We start from the raw sequence: 14,821 nt of genomic DNA on the forward strand, positions 1-14,821 counted from the left end.
GATAAAGAGATGCCAGAAGGCCCGGAGATCCGCCGCGCTGCGGATAGCCTCGAGGCGGCGATAAAAGGCAAACCCCTGACGGACGTCTGGTTTGCTTTTCCTCACCTGAAGCCGTTTGAAGCACCGCTGGTGGGACAAACGGTGACCCACATCGAAACGCGGGGAAAGGCGTTACTGACGCATTTTTCCCATAACCTGACGTTATACAGCCACAACCAGCTTTACGGCGTCTGGCGGGTGGTGAACGCCAACGAGCAGCCGCAAACGACAAGGGTGCTGCGCGTCAGGCTGCAAACCGCGGATAAAGCGATTCTGCTGTATAGCGCGTCTGATATCGAAATGTTAACGCCGGAACAACTGCTTACGCACCCGTTCTTACAGCGGGTCGGGCCGGACGTGCTGGATATGCGTTTGACGGCGAACGACGTTAAAGCCCGCTTGTTATCCCCTAAATTCCGCAACCGGCAATTTTCCGGGCTACTGCTCGATCAGGCCTTCCTGGCCGGATTAGGCAATTACCTTCGCGTCGAAATTCTCTGGGAAGTAGGGCTGGCACCGCAGCACAAAGCGTCGCAGTTGAGCGATGACCAGCTGGAAGCGCTCTCTCACGCGCTGCTGGAGATTCCGCGTCTTTCGTATAATACGCGCGGCGTGGTGGATGAGAATAAGCATCACGGGGCGCTGTTCCGCTTTAAGGTGTTTCATCGGGCGGGGAAAAAGTGCGAGCGATGCGGTGGGGTGATTGAGAAGACAACGCTCTCTTCACGACCGTTTTACTGGTGCCCGGGGTGCCAGAGGTAAAAAGTAAAACGGTAACCCTCAGGTTACCGTTTTTAATGTTTTCACCTTCTCCCGGTGGGAGAGGGCCGGGGTGAGGGCATCAGGCCGCCCCCACGTCTTTTAGCGCTTCAGGTCAGACTTAAAATCACGCTGCTCGTAGCCGGTGTACAGCTGACGAGGACGGGCGATTTTCATGCCTTCGCTGTGCATTTCGTTCCAGTGCGCAATCCAGCCCACGGTACGTGCCATGGCGAAGATTACGGTGAACATGGAAGACGGAATGCCCATCGCTTTCAGAATAATGCCAGAGTAGAAGTCTACGTTCGGGTAGAGTTTCTTCTCGATGAAGTACGGGTCGTTCAGCGCGATATGTTCCAGCTCCATCGCCACTTCCAGCAGATCGTCTTTGGTGCCCAGCTCTTTCAGCACTTCGTGGCAGGTTTCACGCATCACGGTTGCACGTGGGTCATAGTTTTTGTACACACGGTGACCGAAGCCCATCAGACGGAAGGAGTCATTCTTGTCTTTCGCGCGGCGCACGAATTCAGGAATGTGCTCAACGGTGCTGATCTCTTCCAGCATCTTCAGTGCGGCTTCGTTCGCGCCGCCGTGCGCCGGTCCCCACAGGGAGGCGATGCCCGCAGCGATACAGGCGAACGGGTTCGCGCCTGAAGAGCCTGCGGTACGGACGGTGGACGTCGAAGCGTTCTGTTCGTGGTCAGCGTGCAGGATCAGAATACGGTCCATCGCGCGTTCCAGCACCGGGTTTACTTCGTACTCTTCGCACGGTGTGGAGAACATCATGCGCAGGAAGTTACCGGCATAGGAGAGGTCGTTACGTGGATACACAAACGGCTGGCCGATAGAGTATTTGTAACACATTGCCGCCATGGTTGGCATTTTGGACAGCAGGCGGAACGCCGCGATATCACGGTGACGTGGGTTATTCACGTCCAGTGAATCATGGTAGAACGCCGCCAGCGCACCGGTGATCCCGCACATCACCGCCATCGGGTGAGAGTCACGACGGAACGCATGGAACAGACGGGTAATCTGTTCATGGATCATGGTGTGACGGGTCACGGTGGTTTTGAATTCATCGTATTGTGCCTGCGTCGGTTTTTCGCCGTTCAGCAGGATGTAGCACACTTCCAGATAGTTGGATTCGGTGGCTAACTGATCGATGGGGAAGCCGCGATGGAGCAGGATACCTTCGTCACCGTCAATGAAGGTGATTTTGGATTCGCAAGATGCGGTAGAGGTAAATCCAGGGTCAAAGGTGAACACCCCTTTGGAACCCAGCGTACGGATATCAATAACATCCTGACCGAGCGTGCCTTTTAGCACATCCAGTTCAATAGCAGTGTCACCATTTAGGGTGAGCTTTGCCTTTGTATCAGCCATTTACGGTCTCCTTAGCGCCTTATGCTTAAGACTGCGGTTCACCGGATTTGCATTCAGCTGTTAATCACCGTTACCAGATTGTTATTTGGCTTACCGCTCAGCTCGCGAGGAGAAACCAGGGTACAGAGCTATGGCGCCTTGCAGGTAAACGAATGAAATATCAGTGAAACAACAGCAAATCAGCGTTTTTGCAGTCCGAATTATTCAAACCTGTATACCACTAATAACTGTCCTGATAACTTCGGTCAATACCATCACACTGTTACATAACTAATTCTCAGGTGAAAGTGAGACCTCATAACTTTTGCGCATTATATGCCTTTTCTGATGACGTTTGTAACAATATTGTTTAACATTTGTCAAATCAGATGATTAAAATTTAAAAAGATGTTGTTATCGTGACCCTGATCACTGTTCCAGAGAAAACCCGACAAACTGTATGTAGGTTAATTGTAATGATTTTGTGAACGGCCTATACTGCCGCCAGGTCTCCGGAACACCCTGCAATCCCGAGCCACCCAGCGTTGTAACGTGTCGTTTTAGCATTTGGAAGCAATGTTTTGCATGACGCGCAGTTATAGAAAAGGAACGCTGTCTGACCCGCATCGCAGTCCGGAGGAAGGAAACAATAAGAACAGCATGTGGGCGTTATTCATGATAAGAAATGTGAAAAAACAAAGACCTGTCAATCTGGATCTCAAAACGATCCGGTTCCCCGTAACAGCAATAGCGTCCATTCTGCACCGTGTATCGGGTGTGATTACGTTTGTGGCGGTAGGCATTCTGCTGTGGTTACTGGGCACCAGCCTCTCTTCTCCTGAAGGATTCCTCCAGGCCTCGGCCATCATGAACAGCTTCTTCGTGAAATTCATCATGTGGGGCATTCTGACCGCACTGGCGTACCACGTTGTGGTGGGTGTTCGCCATATGCTGATGGACTTTGGTTACCTGGAAGAGACTTTCGAAGCCGGGAAACGCTCCGCTAACATTTCATTTGTGATTACTGTCGTGCTTTCACTTCTCGCAGGAGTTCTCGTATGGTAAGCAACGCCTCCGCATTAGGACGCAACGGCGTACATGACTTCATTCTGGTCCGTGCTACCGCCATCGTTCTCACCCTTTACATCATCTATATGATCGGTTTCTTCGCGACCAGCGGCACGCTGACGTGGGAAATCTGGAGTGGGTTCTTCGGATCGGCCTTCACCAAAGTGTTCACCCTGCTGGCGCTGTTCTCCATTCTTATTCATGCCTGGATTGGCATGTGGCAGGTGTTGACCGATTACGTTAAACCGCTGGCGATTCGCCTTCCTCTGCAGCTGGCCATTGTCGTTGCACTGGTGGTTTACGTTATTTATGGATTCGTTGTGGTGTGGGGTGTGTAATGAAACTGCCAGTCAGAGAATTTGATGCTGTTGTGATTGGTGCGGGTGGCGCAGGTATGCGCGCCGCGCTGCAAATTTCCCAGAGCGGCCAGACCTGTGCGCTGCTCTCTAAAGTATTCCCGACCCGTTCCCACACGGTATCTGCGCAGGGCGGTATTACCGTTGCGCTGGGTAACTCCCATGAAGATAACTGGGAATGGCACATGTACGACACGGTAAAAGGTTCCGACTATATCGGCGACCAGGATGCCATCGAATATATGTGTAAGACTGGCCCGGAAGCGATTCTGGAGCTGGATCATATGGGTCTGCCGTTCTCCCGTCTGGAAAATGGCACCATCTATCAGCGTCCGTTTGGCGGCCAGTCGAAAAACTTCGGCGGCGAGCAGGCGGCACGTACCGCAGCAGCGGCTGACCGTACCGGTCACGCGCTGCTGCATACTCTGTATCAGCAGAACCTGAAAAACCACACCACCATCTTCTCCGAGTGGTATGCGCTGGATCTGGTGAAAAACGCCGACGGCGCGATTGTCGGTTGTACTGCGCTGTGCATTGAAACCGGTGAAGTGGTCTACTTCAAAGCGCGCGCCACCGTGCTGGCGACCGGCGGTGCAGGGCGTATTTATCAGTCCACCACCAACGCCCACATCAATACCGGTGACGGTGTTGGGATGGCTATCCGCGCTGGCGTGCCGGTGCAGGATATGGAGATGTGGCAGTTCCACCCAACCGGTATCGCCGGTGCGGGCGTTCTGGTGACAGAAGGCTGCCGTGGTGAAGGCGGTTACCTGCTGAACAAACACGGCGAACGTTTCATGGAACGTTATGCCCCGAATGCGAAAGACCTGGCGGGTCGTGACGTGGTGGCGCGTTCCATCATGATCGAAATCCGTGAAGGTCGCGGCTGTGATGGTCCATGGGGTCCACACGCCAAACTGAAACTCGACCACCTGGGTAAAGAGGTGCTGGAATCCCGTCTGCCGGGCATTCTGGAGCTGTCCCGTACCTTCGCCCACGTCGATCCGGTGAAAGAGCCGATTCCGGTTATCCCGACCTGCCACTACATGATGGGCGGTATTCCGACCAAAGTGACCGGTCAGGCATTGACCGTGAACGAGCAGGGTGAAGATGTGGTGATCCCAGGCCTGTTCGCGGTAGGCGAAATTGCCTGCGTATCCGTACACGGAGCCAACCGTCTGGGTGGTAACTCTCTGCTGGACCTGGTGGTGTTTGGTCGTGCGGTGGGTCTGCACCTGCAGGAATCCATTGCCGAACAGGGCGCGCTGCGTGACGCCACTGACGACGAAATTGATGCGTCGCTTGAGCGCCTCAACCGCTGGAACGGTAACCGTAACGGTGAAGATCCGGTGGAAATCCGCAAAGCGCTGCAGGAATGCATGCAGCACAACTTCTCGGTATTCCGTGAAGGTGATGCGATGGCCAAAGGTCTTGAGCAGCTGAAAGCGATCCGCGAGCGCCTGAAAAACGCCCGTCTGGATGACACTTCCAGCGAGTTCAACACCCAGCGCGTTGAGTGTCTGGAGCTGGATAACCTGATGGAAACCGCGTTCGCGACCGCGATGTCGGCCAACTTCCGTACCGAAAGCCGTGGCGCGCATAGCCGCTTCGACTTCCCGGATCGTGACGATGAAAACTGGCTGTGCCATTCCCTGTATCTGCCAGAGTCGGAAACCATGACGCGCCGTCAGGTGAACATGGAACCGAAACTGCGTCCGGCGTTCCCGCCGAAGATTCGTACTTACTAATGCGGAGACAGGACAATGAAACTCGAATTCTCAGTTTATCGTTATAACCCGGATGTAGATGACGCTCCGCGCATGCAGGATTACACGCTGGAAGCGGAAGAAGGGCGTGACATGATGCTGCTGGATGCGTTAATCCAGCTGAAAGAAAAAGATCCGACACTGTCGTTCCGTCGCTCCTGCCGTGAAGGGGTGTGTGGCTCTGACGGTGTGAACATGAACGGCAAAAATGGTCTGGCCTGCATCACGCCAATTTCCGCGCTGCAGCGTCCGGGGCAGAAAATTGTTATCCGTCCTCTGCCAGGCCTGCCGGTCGTGCGTGATTTGGTGGTAGACATGGGGCAATTCTATGCACAATATGAGAAGATTAAGCCTTACTTATTGAATAATGGGCAAAATCCACCCGCTCGTGAGCACTTACAGTCGCCTGAGCAGCGTGAAAAACTCGATGGGTTGTACGAGTGTATTCTCTGTGCATGTTGTTCAACGTCGTGCCCGTCGTTCTGGTGGAACCCGGATAAGTTTATCGGTCCGGCCGGTCTGCTGGCTGCCTATCGCTTCCTGATTGATAGCCGCGACACCGAAACCGATAGCCGTCTGGAAGGTTTAAGTGACGCTTTCAGCGTATTCCGCTGCCATAGCATCATGAACTGCGTCAGTGTGTGTCCGAAGGGGCTGAACCCGACGCGCGCCATCGGCCATATTAAGTCGATGCTGCTGCAGCGCAGTGCGTAAGTAGTGAGAGGGGAGCGCTGTTCCCCTCACCCTAACCCTCTCCCAAAGGGAGAGGGGATAATTGCAGGAAATCTTTAAAAACTGCCGACGACCTTCCCCCTCTCCCTTTGGGAGAGGGTCGGGGTGAGGGGAAACCCTTAAGACAGTTTCTAAAGGTTCCTTCGCGGGCCAAATGAAAAGAGCTCGCAGGTGAACCCCGGCACGTACACGCGGTGTGCGTGGTAGTTTCTACGGCGAAAGTAAGCATAAAAATGCTTAAGGGATCACGATGCAGAACGGCGCAATGAAAGCCTGGCTGGACTCTTCTTACCTCTCTGGTGCCAACCAGAGCTGGATAGAACAGCTCTATGAAGACTTCTTAACCGATCCTGACTCAGTGGACGCAAACTGGCGTTCCATGTTCCAGCAGTTGCCTGGCACGGGAGTCAAACCGGATCAATTCCATTCCAAAACACGTGATTATTTCCGTCGTCTGGCGAAGGATGCCTCACGTTACTCTTCTGCGATTTCCGACCCTGACACCAATGCGAAGCAGGTTAAAGTCCTGCAGCTTATTAACGCTTATCGCTTCCGTGGTCACCAGCATGCGAATCTCGATCCGCTGGGACTGTGGAAACAAGACCGTGTGGCGGATCTCGATCCGGCGTATCACGATCTGACCGAGGCCGATTTCCAGGAAAGCTTTAACGTAGGTTCTTTTGCCATCGGTAAAGACACGATGAAGCTGGGCGATCTGATTGACGCCCTCAAGCAAACCTACTGCGGCTCCATCGGCGCGGAATACATGCATATCACCTCGACAGAAGAGAAACGCTGGATCCAGCAGCGCATTGAGTCCGTGGCGGGCCATGCGACGTTCTCTGCTGAAGAGAAAAAACGCTTCCTCAACGAACTGACGGCAGCGGAAGGTCTTGAGCGCTATCTGGGCGCGAAATTCCCTGGCGCAAAACGCTTCTCGCTGGAAGGCGGCGATGCGTTAGTGCCAATGCTGAAAGAGCTGATTCGTCACGCAGGCAAGAGCGGTACCCGTGAAGTGGTACTGGGCATGGCGCACCGTGGTCGTCTGAATGTGCTGGTCAACGTGCTGGGTAAAAAACCGCAGGACCTGTTCGACGAATTCGCGGGCAAACATAAAGAACATCTCGGCACCGGTGACGTGAAGTACCACATGGGCTTCTCGTCGGATATCGAAACCGAAGGCGGACTGGTTCACCTGGCGCTGGCGTTTAACCCGTCGCACCTGGAGATCGTCAGCCCGGTGGTTATCGGTTCCGTGCGTGCGCGTCTGGATCGTCTGGACGAGCCAAGCAGCAACAAAGTGCTGCCAATCACCATTCACGGTGATGCGGCGGTCACCGGGCAGGGCGTGGTTCAGGAAACCCTGAACATGTCGAAAGCGCGTGGTTATGAAGTGGGCGGTACCGTTCGTATCGTCATCAACAACCAGGTGGGCTTCACGACCTCTAACCCACTGGATGCGCGTTCAACCCCTTACTGCACCGACATCGGCAAGATGGTACAGGCGCCAATCTTCCACGTTAACGCGGATGACCCGGAAGCGGTCGCCTTCGTGACCCGTCTGGCGCTGGACTTCCGTAACACCTTCAAACGCGATGTGTTCATCGACCTGTTCTGCTACCGCCGTCACGGCCACAACGAAGCCGACGAGCCAAGTGCAACGCAGCCGCTGATGTACCAGAAAATCAAAAAACACCCAACCCCGCGCAAAATCTACGCTGATAAGCTGGAAGGCGAAAAAGTGGCGACGCTGGAAGATGCGACCGAGATGGTCAACCTCTACCGCGACGCGCTGGATGCGGGTGAGTGCGTGGTGAAAGAGCTGCGTCCGATGAACATGCACTCCTTTACCTGGTCGCCGTACCTCAACCACGAGTGGGATGAGAGTTACCCGAACAAGGTCGAGATGAAGCGCCTGCAGGAGCTGGCTAAACGCATTAGCACCGTGCCGGACGCCATCGAGATGCAGTCTCGCGTAGCGAAAATTTATGCTGACCGTCAGTCTATGGCGGCAGGTGAGAAGCTCTTCGACTGGGGCGGCGCGGAAACGCTGGCTTACGCGACGCTGGTTGACGAAGGTATTCCTGTTCGTCTGTCCGGTGAAGATGCGGGCCGTGGCACCTTCTTCCACCGTCACGCGGTAGTTCACAACCAGTCCAACGGTTCAACCTACACCCCGCTGCAGCACGTGCACAATGGTCAGGGCCAGTTCAAGGTCTGGGACTCCGTGCTGTCTGAAGAAGCGGTGCTGGCCTTCGAATACGGTTACGCCACTGCGGAACCACGCACTCTGACCATCTGGGAAGCGCAGTTCGGTGACTTCGCCAACGGTGCGCAGGTGGTTATCGACCAGTTCATCTCTTCCGGCGAGCAGAAATGGGGCCGTATGTGTGGCCTGGTAATGCTGCTGCCGCACGGTTACGAAGGCCAGGGTCCGGAGCACTCCTCCGCGCGTCTGGAACGTTATCTGCAGCTCTGCGCAGAGCAGAACATGCAGGTCTGCGTACCTTCTACCCCGGCGCAGGTTTACCACATGCTGCGTCGTCAGGCGCTGCGCGGTATGCGTCGTCCGCTGGTGGTCATGTCACCAAAATCCCTGCTGCGTCACCCACTGGCGGTGTCGAGCCTGGAAGAACTGGCGAACGGCACCTTCCTGCCAGCCATCGGTGAGATTGACGAACTGGATCCGCAGGCTGTGAAGCGTGTGGTGATGTGTTCTGGTAAGGTTTATTACGACCTGCTGGAACAGCGCCGTAAGAACGATCAGAAAGATGTCGCCATCGTGCGTATCGAACAGCTTTATCCATTCCCGCACCAGGCGGTGCAGGAAGCGCTGAAACCGTATGCTCACGTGCATGATTTTGTCTGGTGCCAGGAAGAGCCGCTCAACCAGGGCGCATGGTACTGCAGTCAGCATCATTTCCGTGAAGTGATTCCATTTGGGTCTGCCCTGCGTTATGCAGGTCGCCCGGCCTCCGCCTCTCCGGCGGTAGGGTATATGTCCGTTCACCAGAAGCAGCAACAAGATCTGGTCAATGACGCGCTGAACGTCGATTAATTAAAGGATACATAATGAGTAGCGTAGATATTCTTGTTCCCGACCTGCCTGAATCTGTAGCAGATGCGACCGTCGCTACCTGGCACAAAAAACCAGGCGATGCCGTTAAGCGCGATGAAGTGCTGGTAGAAATCGAAACTGACAAAGTGGTACTGGAAGTACCGGCTTCGGCGGATGGCGTTCTGGACGCGGTGCTGGAAGACGAAGGCACCACCGTAACCTCTCGCCAGATCCTGGGTCGCCTGCGTGAAGGCAACAGTGCGGGCAAAGAGTCCAGCGCGAAGTCTGAAGAGAAAGCCTCTACGCCGGCTCAGCGCCAGCAGGCTTCTCTGGAAGAACAGACCAACGATGCGCTCAGCCCGGCGATCCGTCGCCTGCTGGCTGAACACAGCCTTGACCCGGCAGCCATCAAAGGTACCGGTGTAGGCGGTCGTCTGACCCGTGAAGACATCGACAAACACCTGGCGAAAGCGCCTGCTCAGGCAGAAGCGAAAGCCCCTGTGGCAGCACCAGCAGCACAGCCTGCTCTGGGTGCGCGCAGTGAAAAACGTGTACCAATGACTCGCCTGCGTAAGCGTGTGGCAGAGCGTCTGCTGGAAGCGAAAAACTCCACCGCGATGCTGACCACCTTCAACGAAGTGAACATGAAGCCAATCATGGACCTGCGTAAGCAGTACGGTGACGCGTTTGAAAAACGTCACGGTATCCGTCTGGGCTTTATGTCCTTCTACGTGAAAGCGGTTGTTGAAGCGCTGAAACGCTACCCGGAAGTGAACGCGTCCATCGATGGTGATGACGTGGTTTACCACAACTATTTCGACGTCAGCATGGCGGTATCTACCCCACGTGGCCTGGTGACCCCGGTTCTGCGTGATGTGGATACCCTGGGTATGGCTGACATCGAGAAAAATATTAAAGAGCTGGCCGTGAAAGGCCGCGACGGCAAGCTGACCGTAGACGACCTGACCGGCGGTAACTTCACCATTACCAACGGCGGCGTATTTGGCTCGCTGATGTCTACCCCGATCATCAACCCGCCGCAGAGCGCGATCCTGGGTATGCATGCCATTAAAGACCGTCCGATGGCGGTAGACGGTAAAGTGGAGATCCTGCCAATGATGTATCTGGCGCTCTCTTACGATCACCGCCTGATCGACGGCCGCGAGTCCGTAGGCTTCCTGGTAGCGATTAAAGAGCTGCTGGAAGATCCAACGCGTCTGCTGCTGGACGTCTAGTCCCTTTTAGCATCACCTGCCCTGTAGGCCGGATACGCCTTGCGCCGGCCTGCAGGTTTGAAGATAACGATTACCCTGAAGGATGGATAGAACACATGAACTTACATGAATATCAGGCCAAACAGCTGTTTGCCCGGTATGGCTTACCGGCTCCGGTGGGTTATGCCTGTACTACCCCGCGTGAAGCAGAAGAAGCCGCATCTAAAATCGGTTCCGGCCCGTGGGTAGTTAAATGTCAGGTTCACGCTGGTGGCCGTGGTAAAGCGGGCGGTGTGAAGGTTGTTAAGAGCAAAGAAGAAATTCGTGCATTTGCTGAACATTGGCTCGGCAAGCGTCTGGTCACTTACCAGACAGATGCGAACGGCCAGCCAGTCAACCAGATCCTGGTTGAAGCGGCAACCGACATCGCGAAAGAGCTGTATCTGGGCGCGGTGGTTGACCGTAGCTCACGTCGCGTGGTGTTCATGGCGTCTACCGAAGGCGGCGTGGAAATCGAAAAAGTGGCAGAAGAGACGCCACACCTGATCCACAAAGTGGCTATCGATCCACTGGCAGGTCCAATGCCTTACCAGGGCCGTGAGCTGGCGTTCAAACTGGGTCTGGAAGGCAAGCTGGTTCAGCAGTTCACCAAGATCTTCATGGGGCTGGCGACCATCTTCCTGGAGCGCGATCTGGCGCTGATCGAGATTAACCCGCTGGTGATCACCACTCAGGGCGATCTGATCTGCCTTGATGGCAAACTGGGTGCTGACGGCAATGCTCTGTTCCGCCAGCCGGATCTGCGTGAAATGCGCGACCAGTCCCAGGAAGACCCTCGTGAAGCGCAGGCTGCACAGTGGGAACTGAACTACGTGGCACTGGATGGCAACATCGGCTGCATGGTTAACGGTGCGGGCCTGGCAATGGGTACCATGGACATCGTTAAGCTGCACGGCGGCGAGCCAGCGAACTTCCTCGACGTGGGCGGTGGCGCAACCAAAGAGCGCGTAACCGAAGCGTTCAAAATCATTCTCTCTGACGACAACGTGAAAGCTGTTCTGGTGAACATCTTCGGCGGTATCGTACGTTGCGACCTGATCGCAGACGGTATCATCGGCGCGGTGGAAGAAGTGGGCGTTAACGTTCCGGTTGTTGTGCGTCTGGAAGGTAACAACGCTGAACTCGGCGCGAAAAAACTGGCTGACAGCGGCCTGAATATTATTGCAGCGAAAAGTCTGACGGATGCAGCTCAGCAGGTTGTTGCCGCAGTGGAGGGGAAATAATGTCAGTTTTAATTAATAAAGATACCAAGGTTATCTGCCAGGGCTTCACCGGTAGCCAGGGGACTTTCCACTCCGAACAGGCGATTGCCTACGGTACGCAGATGGTTGGCGGCGTAACCCCAGGTAAAGGGGGCACCACACACCTGGGCCTGCCGGTGTTCAACACCGTGCGTGAAGCCGTAGAAGCGACGGGCGCAACCGCGACTGTTATCTACGTACCGGCACCGTTCTGCAAAGACTCCATTCTGGAAGCGATCGACGCAGGCATCAAACTGATCATCACCATCACTGAAGGTATCCCGACACTGGATATGCTGACCGTGAAAGTGAAGCTGGACGAAGCGGGCGTGCGTATGATCGGCCCGAACTGCCCGGGCGTGATCACCCCAGGCGAATGCAAAATCGGCATCATGCCAGGTCACATTCACAAGCCGGGCAAAGTGGGCATCGTCTCCCGTTCCGGTACGCTGACCTATGAAGCGGTTAAGCAGACCACCGACTACGGCTTCGGCCAGTCCACCTGTGTGGGCATCGGCGGTGACCCAATCCCAGGCTCTAACTTCATCGATATCCTGAAGCTGTTCCAGGAAGATCCACAGACCGAAGCGATCGTTATGATCGGTGAGATCGGGGGTAGCGCGGAAGAAGAAGCGGCTGCTTACATCAAAGAACACGTAACCAAGCCAGTCGTCGGTTATATCGCGGGTGTGACGGCGCCGAAAGGTAAGCGTATGGGTCACGCAGGCGCGATTATCGCCGGTGGTAAAGGTACGGCTGATGAGAAATTCGCAGCGCTGGAAGCCGCAGGCGTGAAGACCGTTCGCAGCCTGGCGGATATCGGCGAAGCACTGAAATCCATCATTAAGTAAGTCCTCTCTGCGCCCTGAAAAGGGCGCGTTGAAATAAAAAAATGTCCGTTTCGACATGGTTGGCCGCTGTAAAGCGGCCTTTTTTATTGCGCACGGGACGACATGAAATAGTCACGAATGGGTGTTAATTTGCAGGACTGGAAAAGTAAAATAATTGTTGTTTATTTGCTTCAAAGAGAACGAGTGGAAAAAAACAAAAAACGCACTAAAATTTATGTCCTGGATTAATCATTCATTCTTCCACATCTGAGTTAATAAAAATCACTTCTGTTTATATCAATCTTTCTACTCGATAACCTTAATTGCATTTCATATACATATCTTTAACATGGTTTTTACTATGTTCACCACATCAAAACACAATTAACATACCTCATTATTTTTGATTTAAATCAATGTTTAATGCTTGGAAAAAAGCATCAAAAAGCGCTAAATTGTGCCCGATCAAAATGGCTGAAAAGTGGTAATTTTGCTATATATTGATCGCCGTCGAAAAACGTAAATGTGATTCAATAAAAACCTGTTTATTGTAAGGGTTTTGCAGCGTATTATATTTGCGGGATCAATTTGAGTTTTTTATTAACGTATTTGTAACCTTTCATCACTGCTTTTTCCTGTTGTAGAGAATAGGCAACGAAGAAGGGGAGCAGATAACTTTGTATTGGGGCATGCGTGTGGATCCGTTGCTAACGGGGTTCACTCTCGGAGTCTTCATGCGATGAGCAAGGAGTCATAATGTTAGACGTAGTCGAACTGTCGCGCTTACAGTTTGCCTTGACCGCGATGTACCACTTCCTGTTTGTGCCGCTGACGCTCGGTATGGCGTTCCTGCTGGCCATCATGGAAACGGTATACGTTCTCTCCGGCAAACAGATTTATAAAGATATGACCAAGTTCTGGGGCAAGTTGTTTGGTATCAACTTCGCACTGGGCGTGGCTACCGGTTTGACCATGGAGTTCCAGTTCGGGACTAACTGGTCATATTATTCCCACTATGTAGGGGATATCTTCGGTGCGCCGCTGGCCATTGAAGGTCTGATGGCCTTCTTCCTCGAATCCACCTTTGTAGGTCTGTTCTTCTTCGGCTGGGACCGTCTGGGCAAAGTCCAGCATATGGCGGTGACCTGGCTGGTGGCATTAGGGTCTAACCTGTCCGCGCTGTGGATCCTGGTGGCAAACGGCTGGATGCAGAACCCGATTGCGTCTGATTTCAACTTCGAAACCATGCGTATGGAGATGGTCAGCTTTGCCGAGCTGGTGCTGAACCCGGTCGCACAGGTTAAATTCGTACACACCGTGGCATCTGGCTATGTGTGCGGCGCGATGTTCATCCTGGGCATCAGTTCCTACTACATGCTGCGTGGTCGTGACTTCGCCTTTGCCAAGCGTTCCTTTGCTATCGCTGCAAGCTTCGGTATGGCTGCAATCCTCTCCGTTATCGTTCTGGGTGATGAATCCGGTTACGAGATGGGTGATGTGCAGAAAACCAAACTTGCCGCAATCGAAGCTGAATGGGAAACCCAACCGGCTCCTGCTGCCTTTACCCTGTTCGGTATTCCGGACCAGGATGCGCAGGAAAACCGCTTCGCCATTCAAATTCCTTACGCGCTCGGTATCATCGCTACCCGTTCTGTTGATAAACAGGTGACGGGTCTGAAAGAACTGATGGAGCAGCACGAAGGCCGTATCCGTAACGGTATGAAAGCCTACGCTCTGCTGGAACAGCTGCGTGCCGGTTCTACCGACCAGGCCGTTCGTGACCAGTTCAACGACGTGAAGAAAGATCTGGGCTACGGTCTGCTGCTGAAACGCTATACCCCGAACGTCTCCGACGCGACGGAAGCGCAGATCCAGATGGCAACCAAAGACTCTATTCCACGCGTAGCGCCACTCTACTTTGCCTTCCGTATCATGGTGGGCTGCGGCATCATCATGCTGCTGATCATTGCGGCGTCCTTCTGGTCTGTGATTCGTAACCGCATCGGCGAGAAAAAATGGCTGCTGCGTACGGCGCTGTATGCTATCCCGCTGCCGTGGATCGCTATTGAGTCCGGCTGGTTTGTTGCGGAATATGGCCGTCAGCCATGGGCGATTGGTGAGGTGCTGCCAACGGCGGTGGCCAACTCCTCGCTGACAGCAGGCGATCTGATCTTCTCAATGCTGCTGATCTGTGGTCTGTACACCCTGTTCCTGGTGGCTGAACTGTTCCTGATGTTCAAGTTCGCGCGCCTTGGCCCAAGCAGCCTGAAAACCGGTCGCTATCACTACGAGCAGTCCGGTGTGACTACTCAGCCGGCACGCTAAGACAGGAG

General features: G+C 54.2%; 11 protein-coding genes. 10 read left to right on the top strand and 1 reads right to left on the bottom strand.

Going from position 1 to position 14,821, the window contains the following annotated elements; all coding sequences use genetic code 11:
- Positions 1-9 precede the first annotated feature (9 nt).
- Positions 10-801, top strand: a complete 792-nt coding sequence (gene nei, locus EKN38_RS05050; RefSeq protein ID WP_014831111.1) for an endonuclease VIII — start codon at positions 10-12, stop codon at positions 799-801.
- A gap of 99 nt (positions 802-900) precedes the next feature.
- Here the strand turns inward: nei and EKN38_RS05055 are convergent, their stop codons facing one another.
- A complete protein-coding gene (locus EKN38_RS05055; protein ID WP_014831112.1) occupies positions 901-2,184 on the bottom strand; it encodes a citrate synthase in 1,284 nt (427 codons plus the stop codon).
- Positions 2,185-2,823: 639 nt separating this feature from the next.
- On the opposite strand from EKN38_RS05055, the gene sdhC reads away from it, so the two are divergent.
- From sdhC to cydA, 9 genes are all read left to right on the top strand, one after another.
- Positions 2,824-3,228, top strand: coding sequence for a succinate dehydrogenase cytochrome b556 subunit (gene sdhC, locus EKN38_RS05060; protein WP_020684965.1), 405 nt, complete (start codon positions 2,824-2,826; stop codon positions 3,226-3,228).
- Positions 3,222-3,569: a succinate dehydrogenase membrane anchor subunit gene (gene sdhD / locus EKN38_RS05065; RefSeq protein ID WP_008501088.1), complete on the top strand. Its 348-nt coding sequence runs from the start codon at positions 3,222-3,224 to the stop codon at positions 3,567-3,569. Before sdhC ends, sdhD begins: the two co-directional genes overlap by 7 nt.
- The gene (gene sdhA, locus EKN38_RS05070; protein ID WP_014831113.1) at positions 3,569-5,335 is read left to right on the top strand and encodes a succinate dehydrogenase flavoprotein subunit; all 1,767 of its coding nucleotides are present in this window, start codon (positions 3,569-3,571) and stop codon (positions 5,333-5,335) included. The genes sdhD and sdhA overlap by 1 nt, the downstream gene beginning before the upstream one ends.
- Positions 5,336-5,350: 15 nt before the next feature.
- Positions 5,351-6,067 (top strand): succinate dehydrogenase iron-sulfur subunit SdhB, encoded by a 717-nt coding sequence (gene sdhB / locus EKN38_RS05075; protein ID WP_008501090.1) that lies wholly within the window; start codon positions 5,351-5,353, stop codon positions 6,065-6,067.
- Positions 6,068-6,335: 268 nt separating this feature from the next.
- Positions 6,336-9,143, top strand: coding sequence for a 2-oxoglutarate dehydrogenase E1 component (gene sucA / locus EKN38_RS05080; protein WP_014831114.1), 2,808 nt, complete (start codon positions 6,336-6,338; stop codon positions 9,141-9,143).
- Positions 9,144-9,157: 14 nt separating this feature from the next.
- Positions 9,158-10,378: a 2-oxoglutarate dehydrogenase complex dihydrolipoyllysine-residue succinyltransferase gene (odhB, locus tag EKN38_RS05085; protein WP_013097540.1), complete on the top strand. Its 1,221-nt coding sequence runs from the start codon at positions 9,158-9,160 to the stop codon at positions 10,376-10,378.
- 95 nt (positions 10,379-10,473) lie between these two features.
- Positions 10,474-11,640: an ADP-forming succinate--CoA ligase subunit beta gene (gene sucC, locus EKN38_RS05090; protein WP_006809579.1), complete on the top strand. Its 1,167-nt coding sequence runs from the start codon at positions 10,474-10,476 to the stop codon at positions 11,638-11,640.
- Positions 11,640-12,509, top strand: coding sequence for a succinate--CoA ligase subunit alpha (gene sucD / locus EKN38_RS05095; protein ID WP_008501094.1), 870 nt, complete (start codon positions 11,640-11,642; stop codon positions 12,507-12,509). The genes sucC and sucD overlap by 1 nt, the downstream gene beginning before the upstream one ends.
- Positions 12,510-13,244: 735 nt before the next feature.
- On the top strand, positions 13,245-14,813 hold the full coding sequence (gene cydA, locus EKN38_RS05100) for a cytochrome ubiquinol oxidase subunit I (RefSeq protein ID WP_013097536.1): 1,569 nt from the start codon (positions 13,245-13,247) through the stop codon (positions 14,811-14,813).
- Positions 14,814-14,821 lie beyond the last annotated feature (8 nt).

This window comes from Enterobacter sp. WCHEn045836 (assembly GCF_003965585.1).
In the GTDB taxonomy this organism is placed as follows: domain Bacteria; phylum Pseudomonadota; class Gammaproteobacteria; order Enterobacterales; family Enterobacteriaceae; genus Enterobacter; species Enterobacter dissolvens.

Excerpts from the sequence above, each read along its gene's own strand:
- nei (WP_014831111.1), top strand. The coding sequence starts at position 10 with ATGCCAGAAGGCCCGGAGATCCGCCGCGCTGCGGATAGCCTCGAGGCG.
- EKN38_RS05055 (WP_014831112.1), bottom strand. The coding sequence starts at position 2,184 with ATGGCTGATACAAAGGCAAAGCTCACCCTAAATGGTGACACTGCTATT.
- sdhC (WP_020684965.1), top strand. The coding sequence starts at position 2,824 with ATGTGGGCGTTATTCATGATAAGAAATGTGAAAAAACAAAGACCTGTC.
- sdhD (WP_008501088.1), top strand. The coding sequence starts at position 3,222 with ATGGTAAGCAACGCCTCCGCATTAGGACGCAACGGCGTACATGACTTC.
- sdhA (WP_014831113.1), top strand. The coding sequence starts at position 3,569 with ATGAAACTGCCAGTCAGAGAATTTGATGCTGTTGTGATTGGTGCGGGT.
- sdhB (WP_008501090.1), top strand. The coding sequence starts at position 5,351 with ATGAAACTCGAATTCTCAGTTTATCGTTATAACCCGGATGTAGATGAC.
- sucA (WP_014831114.1), top strand. The coding sequence starts at position 6,336 with ATGCAGAACGGCGCAATGAAAGCCTGGCTGGACTCTTCTTACCTCTCT.
- odhB (WP_013097540.1), top strand. The coding sequence starts at position 9,158 with ATGAGTAGCGTAGATATTCTTGTTCCCGACCTGCCTGAATCTGTAGCA.
- sucC (WP_006809579.1), top strand. The coding sequence starts at position 10,474 with ATGAACTTACATGAATATCAGGCCAAACAGCTGTTTGCCCGGTATGGC.
- sucD (WP_008501094.1), top strand. The coding sequence starts at position 11,640 with ATGTCAGTTTTAATTAATAAAGATACCAAGGTTATCTGCCAGGGCTTC.
- cydA (WP_013097536.1), top strand. The coding sequence starts at position 13,245 with ATGTTAGACGTAGTCGAACTGTCGCGCTTACAGTTTGCCTTGACCGCG.